This window comes from Erysipelothrix sp. strain 2 (EsS2-6-Brazil) (assembly GCF_016617625.1).
In the GTDB taxonomy this organism is placed as follows: domain Bacteria; phylum Bacillota_I; class Bacilli_A; order Erysipelotrichales; family Erysipelotrichaceae; genus Erysipelothrix; species Erysipelothrix piscisicarius.
This window is the reverse complement of the sequence record NZ_SBAR01000018.1, coordinates 1-21,890: the sequence shown is the minus strand read 5'-3', so window position 1 is coordinate 21,890 and position 21,890 is coordinate 1. Positions and strand designations below refer to the sequence as shown.

General features: G+C 37.2%; 20 protein-coding genes, 1 pseudogene and 1 other annotated feature. Of the genes and pseudogenes, 20 read left to right on the top strand and 1 reads right to left on the bottom strand.

Annotation, left to right across the window (positions count from 1 at the left end; translation table 11 throughout):
• Positions 1–115: pseudogene (locus EPJ89_RS08190) on the top strand (IS30 family transposase); the annotation flags it as partial.
• Positions 116–160: 45 nt separating this feature from the next.
• On the opposite strand, the gene EPJ89_RS08185 reads toward EPJ89_RS08190, so the two are convergent.
• Positions 161–1,531: a polysaccharide deacetylase family protein gene (locus tag EPJ89_RS08185; protein WP_161636414.1), complete on the bottom strand. Its 1,371-nt coding sequence runs from the start codon at positions 1,529–1,531 to the stop codon at positions 161–163.
• A gap of 369 nt (positions 1,532–1,900) precedes the next feature.
• Positions 1,901–1,971 (top strand) — a sequence feature (ribosomal protein L21 leader region).
• A gap of 18 nt (positions 1,972–1,989) precedes the next feature.
• Here EPJ89_RS08185 and rplU point away from each other — a divergent pair.
• From rplU to rbfA, 19 genes are all read left to right on the top strand, one after another.
• Positions 1,990–2,304: a 50S ribosomal protein L21 gene (gene rplU, locus EPJ89_RS08180; protein ID WP_125164464.1), complete on the top strand. Its 315-nt coding sequence runs from the start codon at positions 1,990–1,992 to the stop codon at positions 2,302–2,304.
• 4 nt (positions 2,305–2,308) lie between these two features.
• Positions 2,309–2,629, top strand: a complete 321-nt coding sequence (locus tag EPJ89_RS08175; RefSeq protein WP_125164465.1) for a ribosomal-processing cysteine protease Prp — start codon at positions 2,309–2,311, stop codon at positions 2,627–2,629.
• On the top strand, positions 2,626–2,910 hold the full coding sequence (gene rpmA, locus EPJ89_RS08170; protein ID WP_003773744.1) for a 50S ribosomal protein L27: 285 nt from the start codon (positions 2,626–2,628) through the stop codon (positions 2,908–2,910). Before EPJ89_RS08175 ends, rpmA begins: the two co-directional genes overlap by 4 nt.
• 53 nt (positions 2,911–2,963) lie before the next feature.
• Positions 2,964–4,247, top strand: coding sequence for a GTPase ObgE (obgE, locus tag EPJ89_RS08165; RefSeq protein WP_161636415.1), 1,284 nt, complete (start codon positions 2,964–2,966; stop codon positions 4,245–4,247).
• Positions 4,248–4,261: 14 nt separating this feature from the next.
• Entirely contained in the window at positions 4,262–4,849 is a 588-nt protein-coding gene (ruvA, locus tag EPJ89_RS08160; RefSeq protein ID WP_200549476.1) for a Holliday junction branch migration protein RuvA, read from the top strand.
• The gene (gene ruvB, locus EPJ89_RS08155; protein WP_200549475.1) at positions 4,850–5,860 is read left to right on the top strand and encodes a Holliday junction branch migration DNA helicase RuvB; all 1,011 of its coding nucleotides are present in this window, start codon (positions 4,850–4,852) and stop codon (positions 5,858–5,860) included.
• A 9-nt stretch (positions 5,861–5,869) separates the two neighbouring features.
• The gene (gene murG, locus EPJ89_RS08150; protein WP_200549474.1) at positions 5,870–6,961 is read left to right on the top strand and encodes an undecaprenyldiphospho-muramoylpentapeptide beta-N-acetylglucosaminyltransferase; all 1,092 of its coding nucleotides are present in this window, start codon (positions 5,870–5,872) and stop codon (positions 6,959–6,961) included.
• On the top strand, positions 6,945–7,757 hold the full coding sequence (locus EPJ89_RS08145) for a cell division protein FtsQ/DivIB (RefSeq protein ID WP_200549473.1): 813 nt from the start codon (positions 6,945–6,947) through the stop codon (positions 7,755–7,757). The genes murG and EPJ89_RS08145 overlap by 17 nt, the downstream gene beginning before the upstream one ends.
• A 32-nt stretch (positions 7,758–7,789) precedes the next feature.
• A complete protein-coding gene (locus EPJ89_RS08140; RefSeq protein ID WP_016357183.1) occupies positions 7,790–8,149 on the top strand; it encodes an Asp23/Gls24 family envelope stress response protein in 360 nt (119 codons plus the stop codon).
• On the top strand, positions 8,149–9,774 hold the full coding sequence (locus EPJ89_RS08135) for a DAK2 domain-containing protein (RefSeq protein ID WP_200542433.1): 1,626 nt from the start codon (positions 8,149–8,151) through the stop codon (positions 9,772–9,774). The genes EPJ89_RS08140 and EPJ89_RS08135 overlap by 1 nt, the downstream gene beginning before the upstream one ends.
• A gap of 25 nt (positions 9,775–9,799) precedes the next feature.
• Positions 9,800–11,758 carry an ATP-dependent DNA helicase RecG gene (locus EPJ89_RS08130; RefSeq protein WP_200549471.1) on the top strand — a complete coding sequence of 653 codons (1,959 nt, stop codon included), beginning with the start codon at positions 9,800–9,802 and terminating at the stop codon, positions 11,756–11,758.
• Positions 11,759–11,785: 27 nt separating this feature from the next.
• Entirely contained in the window at positions 11,786–12,466 is a 681-nt protein-coding gene (gene rnc, locus EPJ89_RS08125; RefSeq protein WP_003773729.1) for a ribonuclease III, read from the top strand.
• A gap of 16 nt (positions 12,467–12,482) precedes the next feature.
• On the top strand, positions 12,483–16,784 hold the full coding sequence (locus tag EPJ89_RS08120; protein WP_200542431.1) for a PolC-type DNA polymerase III: 4,302 nt from the start codon (positions 12,483–12,485) through the stop codon (positions 16,782–16,784).
• Between the two features lie 149 nt (positions 16,785–16,933).
• A complete protein-coding gene (rimP, locus tag EPJ89_RS08115) occupies positions 16,934–17,365 on the top strand; it encodes a ribosome maturation factor RimP (RefSeq protein WP_125164473.1) in 432 nt (143 codons plus the stop codon).
• A 12-nt stretch (positions 17,366–17,377) separates the two neighbouring features.
• Positions 17,378–18,943 (top strand): transcription termination factor NusA, encoded by a 1,566-nt coding sequence (gene nusA / locus EPJ89_RS08110; RefSeq protein ID WP_161636423.1) that lies wholly within the window; start codon positions 17,378–17,380, stop codon positions 18,941–18,943.
• 16 nt (positions 18,944–18,959) lie between these two features.
• A complete protein-coding gene (rnpM, locus tag EPJ89_RS08105) occupies positions 18,960–19,214 on the top strand; it encodes an RNase P modulator RnpM (RefSeq protein ID WP_161636424.1) in 255 nt (84 codons plus the stop codon).
• Complete coding sequence (locus EPJ89_RS08100; RefSeq protein ID WP_125164476.1) at positions 19,204–19,530, top strand: L7Ae/L30e/S12e/Gadd45 family ribosomal protein; 327 nt, start codon at positions 19,204–19,206, stop codon at positions 19,528–19,530. Before rnpM ends, EPJ89_RS08100 begins: the two co-directional genes overlap by 11 nt.
• Positions 19,523–21,379, top strand: a complete 1,857-nt coding sequence (gene infB, locus EPJ89_RS08095) for a translation initiation factor IF-2 (protein ID WP_200542429.1) — start codon at positions 19,523–19,525, stop codon at positions 21,377–21,379. The genes EPJ89_RS08100 and infB overlap by 8 nt, the downstream gene beginning before the upstream one ends.
• A gap of 17 nt (positions 21,380–21,396) precedes the next feature.
• Positions 21,397–21,732, top strand: a complete 336-nt coding sequence (rbfA, locus tag EPJ89_RS08090) for a 30S ribosome-binding factor RbfA (protein ID WP_125164478.1) — start codon at positions 21,397–21,399, stop codon at positions 21,730–21,732.
• The last annotated feature ends 158 nt before the right edge of the window (positions 21,733–21,890 follow it).

The window sequence follows — 21,890 nt, the reverse complement described above, 5'->3', positions numbered from 1 at the left end:
ATATCTTGATGATATTTGCTTCAAAATTAACTCAATGCCGCGAAAAATATTTGACTTCAAAACGGCCTATGAGATAGACTTTAATAAAAGTAAAAGTGGTGCGGTTGAGATTTGATAAAAGAAAAAGTTAGGTTTAACCCTAACTTTTTTTGGCTTCAATTTATTGAATTGGATCAGCATTAAAATAAATAGCATTTGTTTTAACGCTGTCATTGCGAGATTCAAGTAATTCTTTGACCGTTACAAATTTATAGCCTTGATCATGCAGTTTTTTTGCTGCACATTTAAAGCCTTCGTAACTGGATTCATAAATATCATGGAGTAAAATAATTGCACCATCATGTTTATATTTATCGATGGTATTACAAATCTGTTGAGAATCTCGAGATACCCAATCTTCACTGTCTACAGACCAGTTTACAAATGTTACGGGTGCTCCCTCGCGAACCGCTGCATTTGCATTTCCATAAGGTGGACGTACCATAAATGGACCTTTTAATCCTGAAGCTTTATACAGTGCATCGTCGGTATCTTTGATCTCCTTATTTACATCCTTAATATCCATTGAATTAAAATCCGGGTGTGTATAAGAGTGATTTGCAATTTGATGTCCTCGACGAACAATCTCTTTTACAACTGACGGATTTTGGTTAACCCGCTCGCCAAGCATAAAGAATGTTGCTTGACCTTCATATTTATCCATTTCATCCATAATTAACTTCGAATTACGATGATGTGGACCATCATCAAAAGTAAATGCAACCAATTTATCTTTTGGATTAATACCACGATCGAGGTAGACAGGTGGAATTTCGCCATCTGTTTTTTCATACGAACCGATCGAATGGGAGAAGTAATCTGTAATTTTAGATAGATCAAATGAAACGGGATCTTTAAATCCGTCGATTGTAAAGACTACACTTGAATCCGATAATGAAATCGACGCATTTTCGTCAAGTGATGTTGCCTTGAGATAGCTAAGTCGATCCATTTCTTTGGGTTTGGTAAGTGTTGCTCTTACATCGCTGATGAGTTTCTTTCGACCAAGATCATTAAATAAGTCAGTTGCTTTGACAAATTCTCCAGTTTCAATATCGTAGGTTCTAGAGATTTGATCTGTAATTTCGTTATTTAATAATGTTTTAATATCTACAGTTACATATTTATCATGGACTTGATAAATTGAGTAATCTTGGAATATTTCAGATTTCTTTCCATCTTTATTTGATAATCCTTTCGAACGCTCTTTGCTTTGAGCGGTAATCGCTTCAATCCAAGTGTTTACTTTTTCATTATCGAGTGTTGGATAATGTAAAACCATGACGTTATCATCGGTTGCTTCTTTGATGACTTCATGATGACCAATTTTTTTATACTCGTTTGAAACACGGGTCATGTATCTCGGATACTTTGAGAAAGGATTAAATATCAAAGTCACGATGATTGTTACAACAACGAGTAGGGCGGCGATAATTGACGCCACTGCCTTCATATTGAGTTTGCGTACCTTAATGCTTCGTTTAGCTTTCATAGACGCACCCACAAAATAAAAATGCTTTCATCCCAAATCCACCTTTCGTTAAGATTTTAACATATAAACAGTGGAAATTAATGATATTATCGGAAACTTAAGAAGAATTTAAGGAATAAAAATCGAAAATGATTTGTAATTCAAAAAAAGAGCTTCTTAACTAGATTTTAAACGCAAAAAATCGCTTAATGATTGTATAAATAGCCTTTTGATTTTATTGGGCTTATGTTAAAATTTCTCTTTAAACAAAGCTGTGTTTGAGCTGAAAATAGAGAATAGTCAATATATTAAATAATTTCGATATAGACTAGACATTATATTGGGACTGTTATATAATGTTAAGGCATTTAAAGGCGTAGTTGCATGTCTCTGGACGTACAACCGCACACTGTAAGGTTTAAGTGATTCGTCCACCTTACTTGGCGAGTCTTATGGCAAAAAATTGAAGGAGGTGTACTATGTACGCAATTATTGAAACAGGTGGAAAACAAGTTTTAGTTGAGAAGGATCAAACAATTTTTGTAGAAAAATTGGATGTTCAAGAAGGTGAAGAAGTTGTTTTTGAAACAGTTGTTGCTGTTAAAAACCGCACACTTAAAGTTGGTACTCCATACGTTAAAGGTGCTACTGTAACTGCTAAAGTTGAAAAACATGGAAAAGGTAAGAAAATTACTATCTTCAAGTATAAAGCTAAAAAAGGTTCAACACGTAAAAAACAAGGTCATCGTCAACCGTATACTAAGTTAGTTGTAACTGACATTAACGCAGGATAGTTCGATGATACATGTATCTGTTTTAATTAGTGAAGGCATCTATAAAAAAATGACCGTAACAGGTCATGCTGGTTCAGGTGAACACGGATTTGATCTTGTGTGTGCGGGAGTTAGTTCCATAATGGTTGGTGCTCTCAATGGTTTTGATTCATTGGATGATTCAGTAGAATTGGTCATGACTCAAGAACCACTAATTGAAATCGAAATTAAACATAGTAATGAACTAAATCAAAAACTATTTGAGTTTGTCTTGTTGCAACTTAAAACAATGGAACAAACTCAATCTAAATATATCGAAATAAATGAAAAGGAGGTTACTTCATGAAATTCGTATTAGATATCCAATTATTTGCTTCTAAAAAAGGTGTTGGTTCGACAAAAAACGGTCGTGACTCACATTCAAAACGTTTAGGCTCAAAACGCGCAGATGGTGAATTCTGTACAGCAGGTTCAATCTTATACCGCCAACGTGGTACAAAGATTCATCCAGGTGTTAACGTAGGCCGTGGTGGCGACGACACTTTATTCGCTAAAGTGGATGGTGTTGTTAAATTCGAACGCATTAGCAAAACTCGCAAATGTGTTTCAGTTTATCCAGTAGCTTAATCTGAAGCCCCCTTAAATAGGGGGTTTTTAATTGAAATGGAAAGGGTGATTTAATGTTTGTAGATCGCGTTAATATAAAAGTAGTAGCCGGAAACGGTGGCGATGGAATGACATCATTCCGTCGCGAAGCATTTGTTCCACTTGGTGGACCTTATGGCGGTGATGGTGGAAAAGGCGGCGATATTGTTTTTGTTGCCGATTCGAATAAATCAACATTGCTTGATTTAAGATATAATCGTGTTATCAAGGCTTCACATGGTACACCGGGTAAGAATAAAAAAATGCACGGAGCAGGCGCAGAAGATGTAGTTTTAAGAGTTCCTGTAGGCACTATGGTTATTGATAACGAAAAAGGTATTGTTATTGCTGACTTGACAGAAGTAGGTCAACGTGAGGTTGTAGCGCATGGCGGACGCGGTGGTAGAGGTAATGCTCGATTTGCAACAGCAAATAACCCTGCACCGACTTTTTCAGAAAAAGGTGAATTAGGTCAAGAACTTGATATCACAATTGAGTTGAAACTGCTGGCTGATGTAGGAATAATTGGTTATCCTTCAGTTGGGAAATCAACATTACTTTCTGTGATTTCAAGAGCCAAACCAGAAGTTGCTGATTATCATTTCACAACAATTGCGCCAAATCTTGGGATTTCAAGCAGTCCAGATGGACGTTCATTTGCGGTAGCCGATTTACCAGGTCTTATCGAAGATGCCCATCTTGGAAAAGGTCTTGGTCATGTATTCTTGAAGCACATTGAACGATGCCGTGTTTTAGTCCATGTTGTCGATATGGGTGCAGAAGATGGCCGTGATCCGATTGAAGACTATAAAGTTATTAATAATGAATTGGAAAAATACAATGAATCGTTATTGAAAAAACCGATGGTTGTGGTCGCCAATAAGATGGATTTAGATGTTGCGCCTTCAAATTTAGAGAAGTTTAAAGCAGCATATCCCGATTTAGAAATTTTTGAACTTGTAACGATGGTTGGGGAAGGGATTGATTCACTTCTTTACCGCCTTGCAGATATTCTTGACGAACATGTTGAAGAGCGCATTGAAGAACAAAGTGAGTCCGTTGTCTATAAATATGAAGCTCCAAAACGTAATTTTGATATTGAACAAATCAATCAAACAAAATGGCGTGTTACGGGTGATATTATTGATCGTCAGCTCCGTCAATATGAATTTGATACAGAAGAATCTGCCATCCAATTTGGCCTTGCTATGAAGCGTTTAGGTGTTGATCAAGCACTTCGTGATGCTGGCGTAAAAGATGGAGATATTGTAATTGTTGCAGATATTCAATTTGTTTTTGAAGAAGGTATGGTAGAATAATAATAGGTGATAATATGATTGCATTTATTTCAGGTGTTGCAGTGGATCGAGGAATCGATTATGTTGTGGTCGATAACCATGGTATTGGTTATCAAGTTTTTTGTGGGAATCCAGAAATGGTTACATTAAATGAGAGCATAATATTTCACACTTACCAGCATGTGAGAGAAGATGCAATCATTTTATATGGATTTGTCGATAAACGTGAGTTGGATATTTTTCGCCAATTAATTACGGTTAAAGGCGTCGGACCTAAAACGGGGATTACAATTTTAAGCCGTTTTAGTGGTGAGGATATCATTCGCGCGATTGACCAAGAAGATATGGCTTTCCTTAAGAAACTGCCAGGTGTGGGTCCTAAGATGGCTTCTCAAATGATGTTAGATCTTAAAGGGAAATTTGTCGCATCCGATACACCGTCAACAAAACATGTGGCAATGCCACTTGTTGATGAAGCGTTGGATGCACTGGCTGATCTTGGATTTAAAAAAGCAGAGTTAAACAATATAAAGCAGGAGTTGTCGCTTCTAAATCTTGATTCCGTTGACGAGATGATAAAAGAAGGCTTAAAACTCTTACATTCAAGAAAGAGGGGATTGTAGATGGATGAACGTCTTATGTCGGGTGAAGCAGTTTTATCCGGTCAAGATTACGAAGAAAGTTTACGTCCCCAAACACTTTCTGCTTATGTTGGTCAAGAGGGATTGAAAGAAAACTTAAAGATTTTTATCGAGGCTGCGAAGTCACGGAATGAAGCACTTGATCATCTCTTGTTTTACGGTCCTCCGGGATTGGGTAAGACTACCATAGCGCATGTTATTGCAAATGAGATGCAGACCGGCATCAAGGTTACAAGTGGACCCAGTATTGAACGAAGTGGTGACCTTGCTGCTATTTTATCAAGTTTGGAACCAGGAGATGTGCTATTTATCGATGAGATTCATCGAATGCCAAAAGCTGTCGAGGAGGTTTTATATCCAGCGATGGAAGATTTTACTTTGGATCTTGTTGTTGGTAAGGATTCATCAACAAGAAGCATTCAAATTGATTTACCACCCTTTACACTTATTGGAGCGACGACGCGAGCAGGGGATCTGTCCTCTCCATTACGTGATCGTTTCGGCATTATTTCTAAGCTCGAATATTACAGTCAAGAAGAACTTGAAACCATTGTTGCCCGAACCAGTCGAGTTTTAAATACGGTTATTGACCATGAAGGTGTCAGTGAAATTGCAAAACGTTCGCGTGGAACACCTCGAATTGCCAATCGTTTATTTCGTCGTGTTCGTGATTTTGCTCAAGTCTTAAACGATAATGTTGTTGATATTTCAATCACAAAACTTGCGCTCGATAAGTTGAAAGTTGATAATTTAGGGCTTGATGATGTCGATTTACGGTATCTGCGTGGGATTATTGAACGATTTGATGGTGGACCGGTTGGAATTGAGGCTATAGCCGCTTCAATATCCGAAGAAACAATGACGCTTGAAGATGTATATGAACCCTACTTATTACAACTGGGTTTTATAAATCGCACTCCCCGAGGTCGTGTTGTTACGACAAAAGCATATGAACATCTTAAAATTGATGTTAATCAAAGGCTATTTGAATAGAGGTAAAGTATGAAAGTTTGTATAGTTACAGGTGGTAGTGGCGGTCATATTTACCCCGCAATTACTTATGCTGATTTCATTAAGAAAAATCGAAATAGTGAAGTTGTTTTCATTGGAAATGACCATAAAATGGAATCATGGATTGTTCCAGAAGCGGGATATCCGTTTTTTGCGATTCATAACCAAGGACTACAAGGCTCTGTTTTGGATAAAATTAAAGCTGTATTTTCTCAGTTTGGTGCATATCGTTCAGCAAAAAAACATCTTAAAACAATTCAACCAGATGTTGTATTTGCTTTTGGAGGTTATGTATGTGGACCGGTTACTTTTGCGGCAAAATCCCTTAACATTCCCATTGTTTTACATGAGCAAAATGCTTATCCTGGAAAAGCAAATAAGATGATTGCTGATTCTGCGAAAGCGATTGTTACATGTTATGAGGAAGCATTTTCGGGTAGAGATCATGTATATTATCTTGGCAATCCGCGTGCTTCGCTTATTCATGAAGATATCGATAGCTCTGATGAGGTCAAACGGCTTAATTTAGATTTAAATTTAAATACAGTTCTCATGGTTATGGGGTCTCAAGGTTCGACTGCTATGAACAAGAAATTCGTGGATTTTGTAAAACAATACGATGACGCATCGACACAAGTCATCATCGTGACGGGACCTCTCCATATTGAGGAGTTCAAGAGAACAGTCGGTGAGGTTCATCAAAATATCCGACTGGAAGGGTTTGTTGATCAAAAAGCATTGCTACCAGTCATAGATTTAATTGTATGCAGATCTGGTGCATCAACGGTCGCTGAAATTGAATCATTTGGGCTTCCTTCACTACTTATTCCCAGCCCTTATGTGGCTAATAATCATCAATTCTACAATGCTAAATCGTTATTTGATAAAGGTGCATGTGATATGCTATTAGAGGAAGATATCCATGATAATATCTTAAATAAGCATGTTTTTGAACTGATTCGTAATAAACAACGATTGATTGAATTAGGACGCAATGCGCATAAACGTGCAACGCCTGATGCGGTTTCAAATATTGCTGATTTAGTTGAAAAGGTGGTGGGGGAAAATGACACGTCGCAATAATCCTGAATTAAACGATGAACGGGAACCAATTGATAAAATTAAGGCCTCGATAGACCTTAAAAAGAAGACAATTCGCCGTAATAAACGCAAACGAAGACTTATCAAATCGATCCAAATTTTAGTTGTAATTGGAGCTCTTTTAGGGATTTACTATTTTGATAAAAGTGATGCTTCACGAATTCACAACGTAAGAGTAAATGGGAATGTGATCCTCAGTGATGACGAAATCAAAGATGCGCTTAACATTCATGAAAATCAACGGATATATTTAACGTTTAGACCTTTTATAAATCAAAAAGGAAAAAAAGTTAAGGGGATTGACAATGTTGATGCTAATGTATATTATCGTCAAGGTATCGTGAATTTAAACGTAATTGAAAAAAAAGCTGTAGGATACACATTAGAACCAACGATACGTATTTATTTTGAAGATGGATATTATAAAGAATTCGAATCGATAGATCCTGCGACAGTTGAACGCTTGCCGTTACTTGTTGGTTTTACGGAAGAATCGATGACTGAATCTTTATTAGCAGCTTTAGCCACCATTGATGATGGCTCGATGGCTTCAGTTTCCGAAATTCATTTTGAACCAACTAAAGTTGAACCAGACTATATGAGGATTGTAATGAATAATGACTATTTTGTTTTTACAAATGTAGAAACTTTACCACAACTGAATAAATATGCTACTATTATAAGTGGGGCTGATCCGAATGCTCGTTGTATCGAGTTTATCGAGTACGGTCCAACTGAAGAAACACAGTCTGCTGTTGTAAAGGCATGTGGATCATAAAAATATAAAAATATGAAAGAGGAGGAGAAATGATGGCGATTGAAAAAACCAATGAATTTGGAAAAATCAATGTTTCAAACGAAGCAATCGCAATGCTAGCTGGCGGTGTCGTGACAGAATGTTATGGTGTTGTTGGTATGGCCTCTCAGCAAGTCTTTAAAGATGGCCTTGCAGAATTGTTAAAAGGTGAAAATTATTCCAAAGGTGTTATTGTGCGTAAAGGGGATAATGGATTTGATTTAGATTTATATATTATTGTGAGTTATAACGTTAAGATTTCAGAAGTAGTACTCGAAGTTCAAAAGAAAGCGAAATACATGTTAGAAAAAACACTTCAACAAAACTTTAATACGATTAATGTTTATGTTCAAGGTATTAAGGTTGTTCAATAATGAATACGATTAATGGCGATATCTTTTTGAAGATGCTTCAAAGTGGTGCCAACAATCTAACAAATAAGCATCATGAAATCAATGCTCTTAACGTTTTCCCAGTTCCAGATGGCGATACTGGAACTAATATGAATCTTACGTTTACAAGTGGTCTAACAGATTCTAAAAAAGCTGTTACATCTCATTTGGGTCAATTATCCAAAACATTATCTCGTGGTTTATTAATGGGCGCACGTGGAAACTCAGGTGTTATCCTTTCTCAAATCTTCCGAGGTTTTGCTCAATCCGTAGAACATTTGCAAGAAGCAAGTGTAATGGATCTCGCAGAAGCGTTCCAAAAAGGGAAAGAAGTTGCATATAAAGCAGTTATGCGTCCTGTTGAAGGAACAATTCTAACTGTTTTACGTGAAAGTTCACAAGCAACATATGAATTCGTTCTTAAAAACCCGGAAATTTCAGTTATTGAATTTTTTGAGTGTTTAGTATCCGAAGCTAATATTTCTTTAGATGGAACACCAGAACTTTTACCTGTTTTAAAAGAAGTTGGTGTTGTCGATAGTGGTGGTAAAGGTTATGTTACCGTTCTTGAAGGGTTCTTAGCTGAATTAAAAGGCAATCCTATTGAACTTGAAGAGGGTGATGAGTCCAATCATGCTGCTGCATCTGATTTCGAGCATGATGAGTTTGGTTACTGTACTGAATTTATCGTACGTCTCGATGAAGCGTCAATCAACCGTTATAATGAAGATAAATTTAGAGCGCAATTAGAAGCGCTTGGTAATTCTTTGGTTGTTGTTACAGATGAAGATTTGGTCAAAGTTCATGTTCATACATTGAAGCCAGGTAATGCTTTAAACTTAGCGCAACGTTATGGTGAATTTGTTAAACTCAAGATTGAAAATATGTCAGAACAACATAATACGATTTTGGATGCAGAATCAAATGCAACTAAAAATCAAAAACAACATAGTAAATATGCGATTGTCGCGGTTGCTGCAGGATCAGGTGTTGTTGATATGTTTAAAGAACTCCGTGCTGAATATATTATTAGCGGGGGTCAAACGATGAATCCTTCAACTGAAGACTTTGTTGCATTAATTAATAACATTGATGCAGATCACATTTTTATTTTACCGAATAACTCAAATATCATTATGGCTGCGAAACAAGCTCAAGATATTTGTGAAGATAAAGATATTCACGTTATTGAAACCAAGACAATACCTCAAGGTTTATCAGCGTGTGTTATGTTTAATCCAGATGTCGACGTTGAGGATAACTTAAGTGAAATGCTTGAAGCTGTCGCAAATACAAAGACAGGTCAAGTTACATACGCAATTAAAGATACAATGTTTGAATCCATTGAAATTAAACAAAATGATTTCATGGGTATTCTTGAAAAAGACATTGTTGTAACCAACCCAAATCGTTTAGAAACAACAAAAGCACTTTGTGCGAAGTTAATCGATGATGAGAGTGAACTTGTTACCTTAATCACGGGTGAAGATGTATCTAATGAAGAAGCGGATATGGTTGTTGATTTTATTGAATCTACCTATGACGTAGAAGTAGAATCACATCGTGGTGAACAACCTGTTTATTCATACATCATTGGAGTAGAGTAAAAGGGCTTAGCCCTTTTATTTTTATATGAAAATCACGGACAAGCAGTTAAAAATCATTGAAACTTACGGTGCGGATTCGCCCGAAAGTTTTTTAATGGTTTTTCCTTATCGATATGAGCGTCTTGAAGCGAAACCATTCGATGCCTGGCGTTCAGGGGATACCGTTGTTTTTTCGGGACGATTATTGGGTGGTTTTAAAAATTTTACATTTCGTAAGAATCAATCTGTAACAAATTTTAAAGTTGTCTATCAGGATGAAATTGTACCCGTCGCGATCTTTAATCGACGTTATCTAAACACGCGTCACTATGAACAAGGAATCGTTGTCGTGGGTGTTGTTGGGAATGATGGCAAAATTACAGCTAAAACGGTAAGTAATAAAGATATTTGTGATATTATCGGGATTAAGCCAATCTACAGTCAAAAATCTGGAATTAAGCAATATGAAATTGAACGTTTGATTGGGAAGATTATTGAAAACGTATCGTTACCCAATATCATCCCTTTTGAATTTCAGACGCGTTATAAGTTGATGGACCGTTTTGATGCAGTGAAGGCCATTCATATGCCCCAAAGCGAAGTTGAACTTCACCATGGTTTAAGAACTCTTAAATATGAAGAGTTTTTGGCATATCATTTATCCATTAGCTTAAATAACAGTGATCGCGAATATGGTATTTCAAAGGTATTTGATGAAGATCGAATTGCGGCAATGGTCAACGAGCTTCCTTTTAAGTTAACGGTCGACCAAGTTCAGTCATTAAATGATATTCTTGATGATTTAAAAGAGACTAAAAAAATGAATCGTTTGCTTCAAGGTGATGTTGGTAGTGGTAAGACAATTGTTGCATTTCTTTCTGCATTTGCGTGTTATTTAGCTGGTTATCAAGTAGCAATCATGGTACCGACGGAATTACTCTTAATGCAGCATGTGAGAGCATTTCAAAAACTTTTTCCACATGTAGACTGTGTTGTATTGTCGCAAGGGGTTGATCAGCGGGATCAAGTGCTTCAAGCAATTGCTACAGGAAAGGTTCTTGTTGTTTTTGGTACCCATGCTCTTTTCCAAAAAGATGTTATTTTTGATAATTTGGGATTCGTGATTATTGATGAGCAACACCGATTTGGTGTTGAACAACGGCGCGCACTCATTGCGAAAGGAAATCACATTGATACCTTAATGCTTTCTGCTACGCCGATTCCACGAACTTTAGCCGCAAGTCTATTTTTTGATTTAGACGTATCAACGATTTCGACTTATCCAAGTCATCGAAAGCAAATCGAAACTCATTGGATTCGTGAAAATTCCCTTCGCAGTATCATGGAACCAATTCAAAAACGATTAAACAATCACGAGCAAATCTATATCGTTTGTGCTGCGATTGATGAAGGGGAACGAGCGGGTGTTAAAAACGTTCACACATTATCGGGTAATTTAAAACCTGTGTTTGCTAATTATAACGTTGATATTGTCCATGGAAAAATGCCGAGTGACTTAAAGAATGCGAAAATGCAGGCATTTGTTTCGGGCGAGATTGACATTCTCATTAGTACAAGTGTTATCGAAGTTGGATTGGATGTTCATAATGCCAATATGATGATTATCTATAATGCTGAGCAATTTGGATTGGCGACCCTCCATCAGCTTCGGGGTCGTGTTGGCCGTGGAAAAATCCAAGGCGTATGTTATCTACTGAGTGGTAATGAAAGTGATGAAACGGCTCAACGTATGAATGCGTTGGTTTCTTCACATGATGGATTTGAACTCTCGGTGATTGATATGAGACTTAGAGGATTTGGTGATGTGCTAGGCCAACGTCAATCTGGGCTTCCAAACTTCATACTGGGTGATATCATTAAGGATGAAAATATTTTAAAACAAGCTAAGATTGATGCACTTACTATTGCTCACGATTTAAATAATAAGGATTATGCAGAAATAATTGCGGATGTCGCCCGCCGACAGTATTTTAAAACGACATAATGGTGTATAATATTATAAGGTGATAACATGACAAAATGGGATTTATTGGATTCTATGAAGATTCCATACTTTAATAAAGATTTAATTAATAATGCGTTTATTCATTCTTCATATGTAAATGAAGCAGAAGAATTATTGGAAGATAATGAGCGTCTTGAGTTTATGGGCGATGCAGTTTTACAAATTTGTGTATCAGAGCGTCTTTTTAAGCATCAAGATCATTTTAATGAAGGTGATATGACGCTTTATCGCGCAAAATTAGTTTGTGAGGATGCGCTTGCGCAGTACAGTTTAAAACTTAAACTCAATGACTATTTGATGTTGGGAATGGGTGAGGAGAAAAATGGTGGTAGGGTTCGTGTATCCATTATCGCTGACTTGTTTGAAAGTTTTATTGGTGCCCTCTATTTAGACAGTGGTATTGATAGCGTCAATCGAGTGCTTGATTCTGTAATGAATGATGCGTTTAATGAACTTGAATCGTTGAGCATTACGGATTACAAAACAAAGTTACAGGAATATATCCAATCCGATTCACGTAAGTCGGTGAGTTATGAGGTTATTAATGTTGTGGGTCCTTCCAATGCCCCTGAATTTGAAGTCGTTGTAAAGTTGGATGAACTTATTTTTGGCCAAGGAAAAGGCTTATCAAAAAAGAAAGCAGAACAGATGGCTGCAAAGGATGCTTTTGAAAAATTAGTAAAATAATAAAGGAGATGATATCGTGACCGAAATTTTTGACAAACTTGGAATTAATAAAAATTATTCGTTTCATTTTGAGGATGCGGACATTATCTCATGTAAGTATAATCCAGAACAAAAGAAATTGATTCTAAACTTGAAGGTAATGAAAGCATTACCTTTTTCAGTCTATCGAGAGGTAGAAAAGAAATTAAAATTATATACCAAAACGGATGTTGAAATTAAGGTTGAATCTGAGCAATGTGACTTGGACTTTTTAAACATCAGTCAGTACACTGACATGATTGTTAGGGTAAATAATTTATCGGCAGTCAAAGAAGCGTCATTGCAACTTATGAATCAAGAACTTAAGTTACTCTGTATTGATTCTCGTCATCAAGAGGCAACATCGCGTGAATGCGCCATGTTGTGTGATGCTTTGAAATCATTTGGCATCCATCTTGATGTTTGTGCAGAAATCTCAGTTGAAAATCTTGCAGATGAAATTTCAGAAATGCCTAAGGTTGATAAAGTTGAGGTCATAGACCGTAAAGTGGTATCAAGAGTACCAAAACGACGAAATGGTAAAGGGAATTATAATCCAATTAAGATGAGTTTGCTTACGGATGAAGCCCGTGATGTTTCGGTTGCTGGGAAGGTGTTTGATGTTGAGGTTCGCGAAACGCGTACAGGGAAATTTATCGCGAAGTATTATTTAAGTGATGGGGAGTCAGCAATTTGTGTTGTTGATTTTGCAGATACTGAAGACGAAATCATTTCAAAAGGAATTTGTATTCGAGTCTTTGGGACCTACGTGTTCGATGCGAAATATGAACGTGATTACATTTTTAAAATGGATCGCTATGAAGAAATTGACAATATTTTCCGCCGTTTTGATACTGCTGATGAAAAACGTGTCGAGTTCCATTTACACACGAAATATTCTGAAATGGACGGTATTAACGATGCTTCAGAATATATGGCTCAAGCTTTTGAATGGGGCCATCCCGGAATGATCATAACGGATCATACGGGTGTTCAAGGTTTTCCTAAAGCGTATGGTAATCTCAAGAAATTACGTTCAAAATATCCAGATCACGCATTTAAACTAGGTTACGGCGTTGAAATGAATATGGTTGATGGTGAACTTAAAATTGTTTCAAATGCACATGGTGAACCACTCCAAACAGGATCATATGTTTCTTTTGACTTGGAAACTACGGGACTTTCAAATTATTATGACCACATTATTGAATTTGGTGGTGTTTTAATTGAGAATGGACGTGTTGTTAAGAAGATGCAAACGTTTATCAAAGCACCAGTTCCGGTTCGACCATTTATTCAAGAATTAACCAATATTACGGATGCTGACTTAATGAATGCACCTACAATCGAAGAAGCAATGGATGAAATTTTAGAGTTTTTAGGGGACCATGTTCTGGTTGCTCATAACGCCCAATTTGATATTGATTTTATTCAAGAAACTCTTCGCCGAATGGGAAGAGCACCAATTCAAAATGCAGTTATTGATACTCTAGATTTATCGCGTGCTCTTTTTGATAATCGTCGTTCATACCGATTAGGTAGTATTGCGCGATTTATGCGAATTGGTTATGACGAAGGGGTTGCTCACCGGGCAGATTATGATGCGGAAGTATTGTCTCTTGTATTTTTAGAAATGTTGCGCTTAGAGCAATTAAGTTCAATGCAAACGATTGATGAATTACAATCCTTAAATAATGAATCAAGTTTTAAGAAATTACGTAAAAGTCATTGTACAGTAATAGCCAAAACACAATCAAGTATTAAGGATTTATATCAATTAATAACGTTATCTCATACCAAATACCTTGCGTTCTTCGGTAAAACATCGAAAGGTGATGCAGTTATGGCAGAACCGAGAATTCTAAGGAGTGAATTAACGCGTTTTCGCGAGAATTTATTAATTGGGGCAGGATGTACTAATTCAGAACTCTTTGAGATTGCGATGAATAAAAGTCAAGAAGCGCTGGAGCGTTGTATTTCGTTTTATGATTATGTAGAGATTATGCCTTTAGATTTATATGCGCCTTTGTTGGAGAGTCAAGCCATTGAAAGTGAGGACCGTTTAGTTGATATTATTAATCGTATTATTACGACAGCGAATAAACTAAATAAACCGATCTTAGCAGTTGGGAATGTTCATTACAATCATCCAAGTGAAAAAGTCATTCGTGATGTCTATATTCACTCACAAGGGATTGGAGGTTCACGTCATCCGCTCTATATCTTTAATGAGCAACGTCGTATGGCTTTTGAAGCACCCGATCAACATTTTAGAAGTACAACCGAGATGTTGGATGCTTTCGCCTTTTTAGGTCCAGATAAAGCATATGAGTACGTCGTGAAAAATCCCGTGAAATTATTGGATCAAATTGAAGATATCGCACCAAAGAAAAAAGAATTGTTTACCCCGCATTTAGAGAACAGTGATGAGCTCCTTAAGGAAATTGTGTATCGCAATGCCCATAACCTTTACGGAAATCCGCTTCCTGAAATTGTTGAGGCGCGCATTGATCGTGAGCTAAAATCAATTTTCGGTAATGGATATGGAGTTATTTACTATATCTCACATCTTCTTGTAAAGAAATCATTGGATGATGGATATCTTGTCGGATCTCGAGGCTCAGTTGGTTCTTCACTTGTTGCGACCATGGCAGAAATAACCGAAGTTAATCCCTTGGCACCTCATTATGTATGTGACAATTGTCATTATAATGAGTTCTTCCTTGGTGGTGAATACTCTTCAGGATTTGACTTGGACCCGAAAGATTGTCCGAATTGTGGTAAAGCACTGCATTGTGAGGGACAAGATATTCCTTTTGAGACCTTTTTAGGTTTTGAAGGTGATAAAGTACCTGATATTGATTTAAACTTCTCGGGTGATTATCAGGAATTTGCACATGCTTATACGAAAGAAATATTCGGTGAAGAATATGTTTATCGTGCTGGAACAATTTCAACAGTGGCTCAAAAAACTGCTTTTGGTTATGTTCTTGGTTACCATGAAAGTATGAATATTACCAACAGTAATAATGCATGGAATACATATCTTGCGGTTGGTGCCGAAGGGGTTAAACGAACGACTGGACAGCATCCAGGTGGAATTATTGTTGTTCCAGATTACATGGATGTTCATGACTTTACACCCATTCAATATCCTGCGAATAATCCTGATTCGTCGTGGTATACGACGCATTTCGAATTCCATGATATTGATGACAACGTGTTAAAACTTGATATTTTAGGCCATGTCGATCCTACGGCGATGAAGATGTTAGAGCGCCTTACGGGTGTTGACATTCATGATGTGCCGATGAACGATAAAAAAACGTTATCCCTTTTTGGGTCTACAGAAGCATTGGAAGTTGATGAGCGTAAATATCATGAAGTAACAGGGGGACTGGGATTGCCTGAGTTTGGTACTCCATTTGTTCGTGGCATGCTTGAAGCGACACGTCCTAATAAATTCTCAGACTTAGTTCGAATTTCAGGATTATCACACGGAACAGATGTTTGGCGAAATAATGCAGAAGAATTAATAAAACAAGGACTAGCGTTTGATAAGGTAATTGGTTGTCGTGACGATATTATGGTTGACTTGATGCATTATGGCCTTGAAGCAAAAGAAGCATTCACCATTATGGAAAGTGTTCGTAAAGGACGCGGACTCACGGACGATTGGATTGCTTCGATGAAAAAAAATAATGTACCTGAGTGGTATATCGATTCGTGTTTAAAAATCAAGTACATGTTCCCGAAAGCCCATGCGGTTGCATATGTTATGATGGCGATACGGGTTGCTTGGTTTAAAGTTTACTATGCGCGTGCATATTACGCGGTGTATTTTACATTGCGAGTAAACGCTTATGAGATCGAAACGATGTGTGCTTCACAAGAAATCGTTGCCAGTCGTTTAAACTCAATTAATATGCGCCTGAAGAGTTTCGATACAAAGAAAGACGTTTCGATAAAAGAAAAAAACTTGATTGATACACTTGAAGTAACGCTTGAACTTCAAAGTAGGGGATATAAGGTAAGTCCAATTGATTTAGAATTGTCGAAGGCAACTGAGTTTAGTTTGGATCCGCGCGACGATAAAGCGATTTTACCGCCATTCAATGTTGTTGATGGGTTAGGTGATAATGTTGCCCGTCAGCTTGTGAAGGCGCGAGAAGAGCAACCGTTTATTTCGAAAAAAGATTTAATGACTCGTGGCGGAATCAGCTCAACTTCAGTCAAGAAATTAGACGAGTTGGGTGTCACGACACATCTACAAGATAGTAATCAGATGAGTTTGTTTTAAAAGATTAGATGCTAAAAATTAATCTATTTTTAACTGCTGAAACTGGATGCATAAATTTGCTTTTACCACGGTTTAAGTGTATAATATGCATATACTTTGAAACAGAGGAGTGGTTAAGCCACTCCTTATATATTGTCTAAGGAGCGAATATGGAAAAGTATTTAGAGAAAATTAAACCAACTGCAGAGGCGCTGGGACTTGATATTATTGATGCAGAACTCATTGGCAACGATTTGCTTGAATTGAGTATTGCACGTAAAGACTTCACACCTGTGGACTTAGAAATCTGTGCGAAGGCTGGTGAAGCATTTGGTGAAGCATTGGATTTTGAGATTGGTCTGGATGTAGGTTCTGCTGGTGCAGAACGTGTCATTCTTGAAGAAGATTATGAAAATGTTGTTGATCAATATGTATTAATTAAATTTAAAAATCCAATACAAGGTGCTGACTATGTAGAAGGAACAGTAATATCCGTAGACGAAAACGAGGTTGTTGTATCTTATAGACAAAAAACAGCATTAAAGAAAATTGCAATTGAACGTTTAAATATTAAAATGCTAAGATTAGCGGTTAAAGTTTAAGGAGATAGTGAAATGAACGTTAAGAATGTTATATTAGCGATGCAAGAGATTGAAGATAATCGCAATATTTCAAAAGAGATTATTATTGATGCATTGCAAGACTCATTGATTAAAGCATATCGCAAACAAATCGGTGTTCCGGATGCACTTGTCGATGTAATCATTGATGAAAGAACTCAAGAAATGAAATTATTCCATAAATTCCTTGTGGTTGAAGAAGTAATGGATGACGAATTAGAAGTTGGAATTACAGAACTTCCTGAAGGTGCAGAAGGCCTTCAAGTAGGGGAGTACTACATGATCGAAGAACCAATTGTGGAGTTAGGACGTGCCGCAGCGACGCTTGCGAAAAATGTGATCAAACAAAAAATTCGTGAAGCTGAAAAGCAAGCTGTTTATGATGAATACATTGATCAACTGGGTGAGATGATTATGGCCATGGTTGAAAGTGTTGAAGAAAAATTTGTGGTTCTAAACCTCGGTAAGTCATTGGCAGTCATGCCACGTGCAGCACAAATTGAAGGTGAAACATACCGTGAAGGACAAACACTTAAAGTTGTTATTACGGATGTAAACCGTGATACTAAAGGTGCTCAAATCTTGGTATCGCGTGCTGATGCAATGCTTGTGCGTCGTTTATTTGAAAATGAAGTTCCTGAAATTTTTGAAGGACAAGTTGAGATTAAAGCAATTGCACGTGAAGCAGGTGAACGTACTAAAATCGCCGTATATTCCCATGATTCTGATATTGATCCAATTGGAGCATGTATTGGACCACGTGGAAGTCGTGTTCAAGCCATTATTGAAGAACTTAAAGGTGAAAAAATTGACATCTTTGAGTGGAGTGATAATATGGTTGAGCTCATCAACAATGCACTTGCTCCTGCAGAAGTAATTGCAGTTTACCCAAATGCGGATAATAAGGGCCTTGTGGTTATCGTTGATGACAACCAGCTATCCTTAGCGATTGGTAAACGCGGTAAAAATGCGCGTTTAGCAGTTCGTCTGACAAAACAACGCATTGATATTAAGTCTGTATCTGAAGCGCAAGCAGAAGGTATTGATTATGTTTCCTTAATGGCAGCATATGAAGCAGAAATTCGTTCAAAACAAGTTCGAGACGAAATTGTTGAAGAAATCGAAGACCGCGATGAAGTAGTAGAAACAGTCGAAGTTGAAGAATCTACCGATGAAGTAATTCAAGAAGTGGAACAAGACGTTGTCGAAGATGTGACTGAAGAAGAAACTCAACCGGAAGAAGTTGAAGAAACGATTAAAATTGACCGTAAAGATGTTTTCAAACCACGAACAGACTATGTGTCAAAATTCGAACAACTTGCTGATGCATCACGTAAAGAAGAAAGTGATTTACGCCGTCGTAGACGTAAACCAGAACGTGAAGAAGAGAAGCCAGTAAACACAAGCGAACTTCTTAAAGAAAAAGAATATGAAATTCTTCCTGAGTATTCACCTGAAGAACTCAAACAAATTGAGAAACAACAGGCTGCCGAATCGAATTCATGGTTAGAAGAAGAAATTGACTTCGATGAATTTGATGAGTACTACGACGCCGAATAATCTTAGGAGGTGTGTCATGAAGAAAGTACCATTGCGCAAATGTATTGTAACGGGAGAACAACATCCAAAAGCGGATTTGCTTCGCGTTGTATTAACACCCGAGGATACAATTGAAATCGACCCAAGTGGGCGAAAAAACGGGCGTGGAGCATATTTATATGTGACGGAAGAGACCATTGAGAAAGCTCAGAAGTCTCGTGCTCTCGAACGTGCACTGAAAACTAAAGTTCCGGCTGAAATTTATGAGGAGCTTAAGAACTATGTTCGATAAACAAAAAATGTTAAATACGCTTGGTTTATGTCAACGTGGACGAAAGTTAGTTTACGGAGATGAATTGCTTCCAGCAATCACAAAAAACAAAGTGTATGCAGTCGTTTTAGCGGATAATGCATCCGATCGAACACGAAAACAAATCCAAGATAAGTGTAATACAGCGGGAATTCCCGTTATTGGAGGAATTACACGTGAAGAATTGTCGTGGTCAATTGGCATGACAAATCGTGTTGCTGTTGGAGTAAGTGATCGAGGATTTAGTAAAGTATTTAAATCTTACTTAGTAGAAAGAGGTGACGTAGTAAGTGAGTAATAAAAAAAGACAAAGAAATAATAAAAACAAACAGAATCGTAATAATAAGCGTCCCGCTCAGGACAACTTTAAACCGAAAGATAACGTCGTAATTTCGGAGATTGAGTATACTGATGGTATTACGGTTAAGGAATTATCTGAGAAAATTAATAAAAGCCCTGCTGAAGTAATTAAACTTTTATTTATGATGGGAACGATGGTTACGATCAATACGTCTTTAGATGATGATACGGTACAGTTAATCTGTATGGAATATGAAATTGAAGCAACACGTGTTGAGCCTGTTGATGAATTAACATTGGATGATGAAGAAAAAGATGATCCATCAACTTTAGAACAACGTCCTCCAATTGTTACAATTATGGGACATGTTGACCACGGTAAGACAACAACATTGGATACAATTCGTAATACGGATGTCGTTGCGGATGAGTTCGGTGGTATTACCCAACATATTGGGGCTTACCAAATTACTCATAAAGGCAAAAAAATTACCTTTTTAGATACTCCTGGTCATGAGGCTTTTACAGCAATGCGTGCTCGTGGTGCGAGTGTAACCGATATTGTTATTGTTGTCGTTGCTGCGGATGATGGTGTGATGCCACAAACACGCGAGGCAGTTGATCACGCTCGTGCAGCGAACGTTCCACTTATCGTCGCAATTAATAAAATCGATAAACCGAATATTAATATTGATCGTGTATATTCAGAATTTAGTGATCTTGGAGTTATGCCAGAAGAATGGGGTGGAGACACTGTATTCGTTAAAATCTCGGCAAAATCTGGCGAAGGAATTGAAGAATTGCTCGAAACAGTTCTTGTAGCTTCTGAGCTAGAGGAATTGACAGCAAATCCAAATCGCTTGGCGTTTGGTACTGTTATTGAGGCTAAACTTGATAAAAGTCGTGGTCCCGTCGCAACCCTTCTTGTTCAAAAAGGAACATTACGTCAAGGGGATCCAGTTGTAGTAGGAACTACATTTGGTCGAATTCGTAAAATGGTTGATAACCGTGGTCGCGAGTTACAAGAAGCATTACCTTCAATGCCTGTGGAAATTATTGGTCTAAGCGATGTTCCAATTGCAGGGGACTCATTCAGAGCGTTTGATGATGAAAAGAGTTCACGTGCCGTTGCGGATAAACGTAATCAAGCTCGAATTCTAGCAGATCGTAATCAAACAAGTGCATTAAGTCTTGATGATTTATCACAACAAATTGCTGATGGTGAAATTCAAGATATTAATGTTATTCTTAAAACGGATGTTCAAGGTTCAGCAGAAGCGGTTAAAGCAGCGCTGGAACGTATTGAAGTTGGTGATGGACATGATGTTCGTGTAAATGTTATTCGTGCTACTGTAGGTGGTATTACAGAGAATGATATCATGTTAGCATCTGCATCAAATGCTATTATTATTGGATTTAATATCCGACCTACTGCAGCAATTCGAAAGAAAGCTGAAGAAGAAGGAATTGAAATTCGTCTTTACAATATTATCTATAAAGCAATTGAAGCTATGGAAGCAGCGATGAAGGGTATGTTAGCACCTGTGTTTGAAGAGAAAATCTTTGGACAAGCTGAAGTACGTGAGATTTATAAAGTTTCTAAAGTTGGTACAATTGCTGGATGTATGGTTACAGATGGTAAAATGCTTAAAGAATCCGGTGTACGTCTAATGCGTGATGGTGTTGTTATCTATGAAGGGAAAATGGCTTCATTAAAACGATTCCAAAATGATGCAAAAGAAGTATCGCAAGGATTTGAATGTGGTATTACAATTGAAAACTTTAATGATATTAAAGATGGTGACGTTATCGAGTCATTTGGTGAAATTGAAGTTGAACAAAAGTAGAACAGAGGTAATTTTATATGACAGTTAAAAAAGAACGTATTGAATCTATCATTAAGCGTGAACTTGCTCCAGTGATTCAAAATCGCTTGAACGATCCAAGTTTAAAGTTTGTCAGCATAACAGAAGTCGATGTTACTAACGATTTCTCGTTTGCGACAATTTATGTTAGTTTTTTAGAAGATGCTAAGAAAAAACCAGGTATGGATGCTTTAAATAAAGCAAAAGGTATGCTTCGTTCAGAAGTGAGTAAGGCATTAAGTATTCGCCGAACTCCTGAGTTAATTTTTAAACTTGATGAATCATCTGAGTATGGTGCTAAGATCGACGGTATCTTAGAATCACTTAAAAAATAATAAAAAAGGCTTGGACTATAAATCCAAGCTTTTTCCTAAATTCAAATCTCAACCGCACCACCCAAGGTGCGGTTGTTTTTGTATAATAAAAGGAGCCCACCCGACTAAAAGGAGCTCCAATATGAAGTATAAACAATTAGATAAAAAAATGAAAGACC

Excerpts from the sequence above, each read along its gene's own strand:
- EPJ89_RS08185 (WP_161636414.1), bottom strand. The coding sequence starts at position 1,531 with ATGAAAGCTAAACGAAGCATTAAGGTACGCAAACTCAATATGAAGGCA.
- rplU (WP_125164464.1), top strand. The coding sequence starts at position 1,990 with ATGTACGCAATTATTGAAACAGGTGGAAAACAAGTTTTAGTTGAGAAG.
- EPJ89_RS08175 (WP_125164465.1), top strand. The coding sequence starts at position 2,309 with ATGATACATGTATCTGTTTTAATTAGTGAAGGCATCTATAAAAAAATG.
- rpmA (WP_003773744.1), top strand. The coding sequence starts at position 2,626 with ATGAAATTCGTATTAGATATCCAATTATTTGCTTCTAAAAAAGGTGTT.
- obgE (WP_161636415.1), top strand. The coding sequence starts at position 2,964 with ATGTTTGTAGATCGCGTTAATATAAAAGTAGTAGCCGGAAACGGTGGC.
- ruvA (WP_200549476.1), top strand. The coding sequence starts at position 4,262 with ATGATTGCATTTATTTCAGGTGTTGCAGTGGATCGAGGAATCGATTAT.
- ruvB (WP_200549475.1), top strand. The coding sequence starts at position 4,850 with ATGGATGAACGTCTTATGTCGGGTGAAGCAGTTTTATCCGGTCAAGAT.
- murG (WP_200549474.1), top strand. The coding sequence starts at position 5,870 with ATGAAAGTTTGTATAGTTACAGGTGGTAGTGGCGGTCATATTTACCCC.
- EPJ89_RS08145 (WP_200549473.1), top strand. The coding sequence starts at position 6,945 with ATGACACGTCGCAATAATCCTGAATTAAACGATGAACGGGAACCAATT.
- EPJ89_RS08140 (WP_016357183.1), top strand. The coding sequence starts at position 7,790 with ATGGCGATTGAAAAAACCAATGAATTTGGAAAAATCAATGTTTCAAAC.
- EPJ89_RS08135 (WP_200542433.1), top strand. The coding sequence starts at position 8,149 with ATGAATACGATTAATGGCGATATCTTTTTGAAGATGCTTCAAAGTGGT.
- EPJ89_RS08130 (WP_200549471.1), top strand. The coding sequence starts at position 9,800 with ATGAAAATCACGGACAAGCAGTTAAAAATCATTGAAACTTACGGTGCG.
- rnc (WP_003773729.1), top strand. The coding sequence starts at position 11,786 with ATGACAAAATGGGATTTATTGGATTCTATGAAGATTCCATACTTTAAT.
- rimP (WP_125164473.1), top strand. The coding sequence starts at position 16,934 with ATGGAAAAGTATTTAGAGAAAATTAAACCAACTGCAGAGGCGCTGGGA.
- nusA (WP_161636423.1), top strand. The coding sequence starts at position 17,378 with ATGAACGTTAAGAATGTTATATTAGCGATGCAAGAGATTGAAGATAAT.
- rnpM (WP_161636424.1), top strand. The coding sequence starts at position 18,960 with ATGAAGAAAGTACCATTGCGCAAATGTATTGTAACGGGAGAACAACAT.
- EPJ89_RS08100 (WP_125164476.1), top strand. The coding sequence starts at position 19,204 with ATGTTCGATAAACAAAAAATGTTAAATACGCTTGGTTTATGTCAACGT.
- rbfA (WP_125164478.1), top strand. The coding sequence starts at position 21,397 with ATGACAGTTAAAAAAGAACGTATTGAATCTATCATTAAGCGTGAACTT.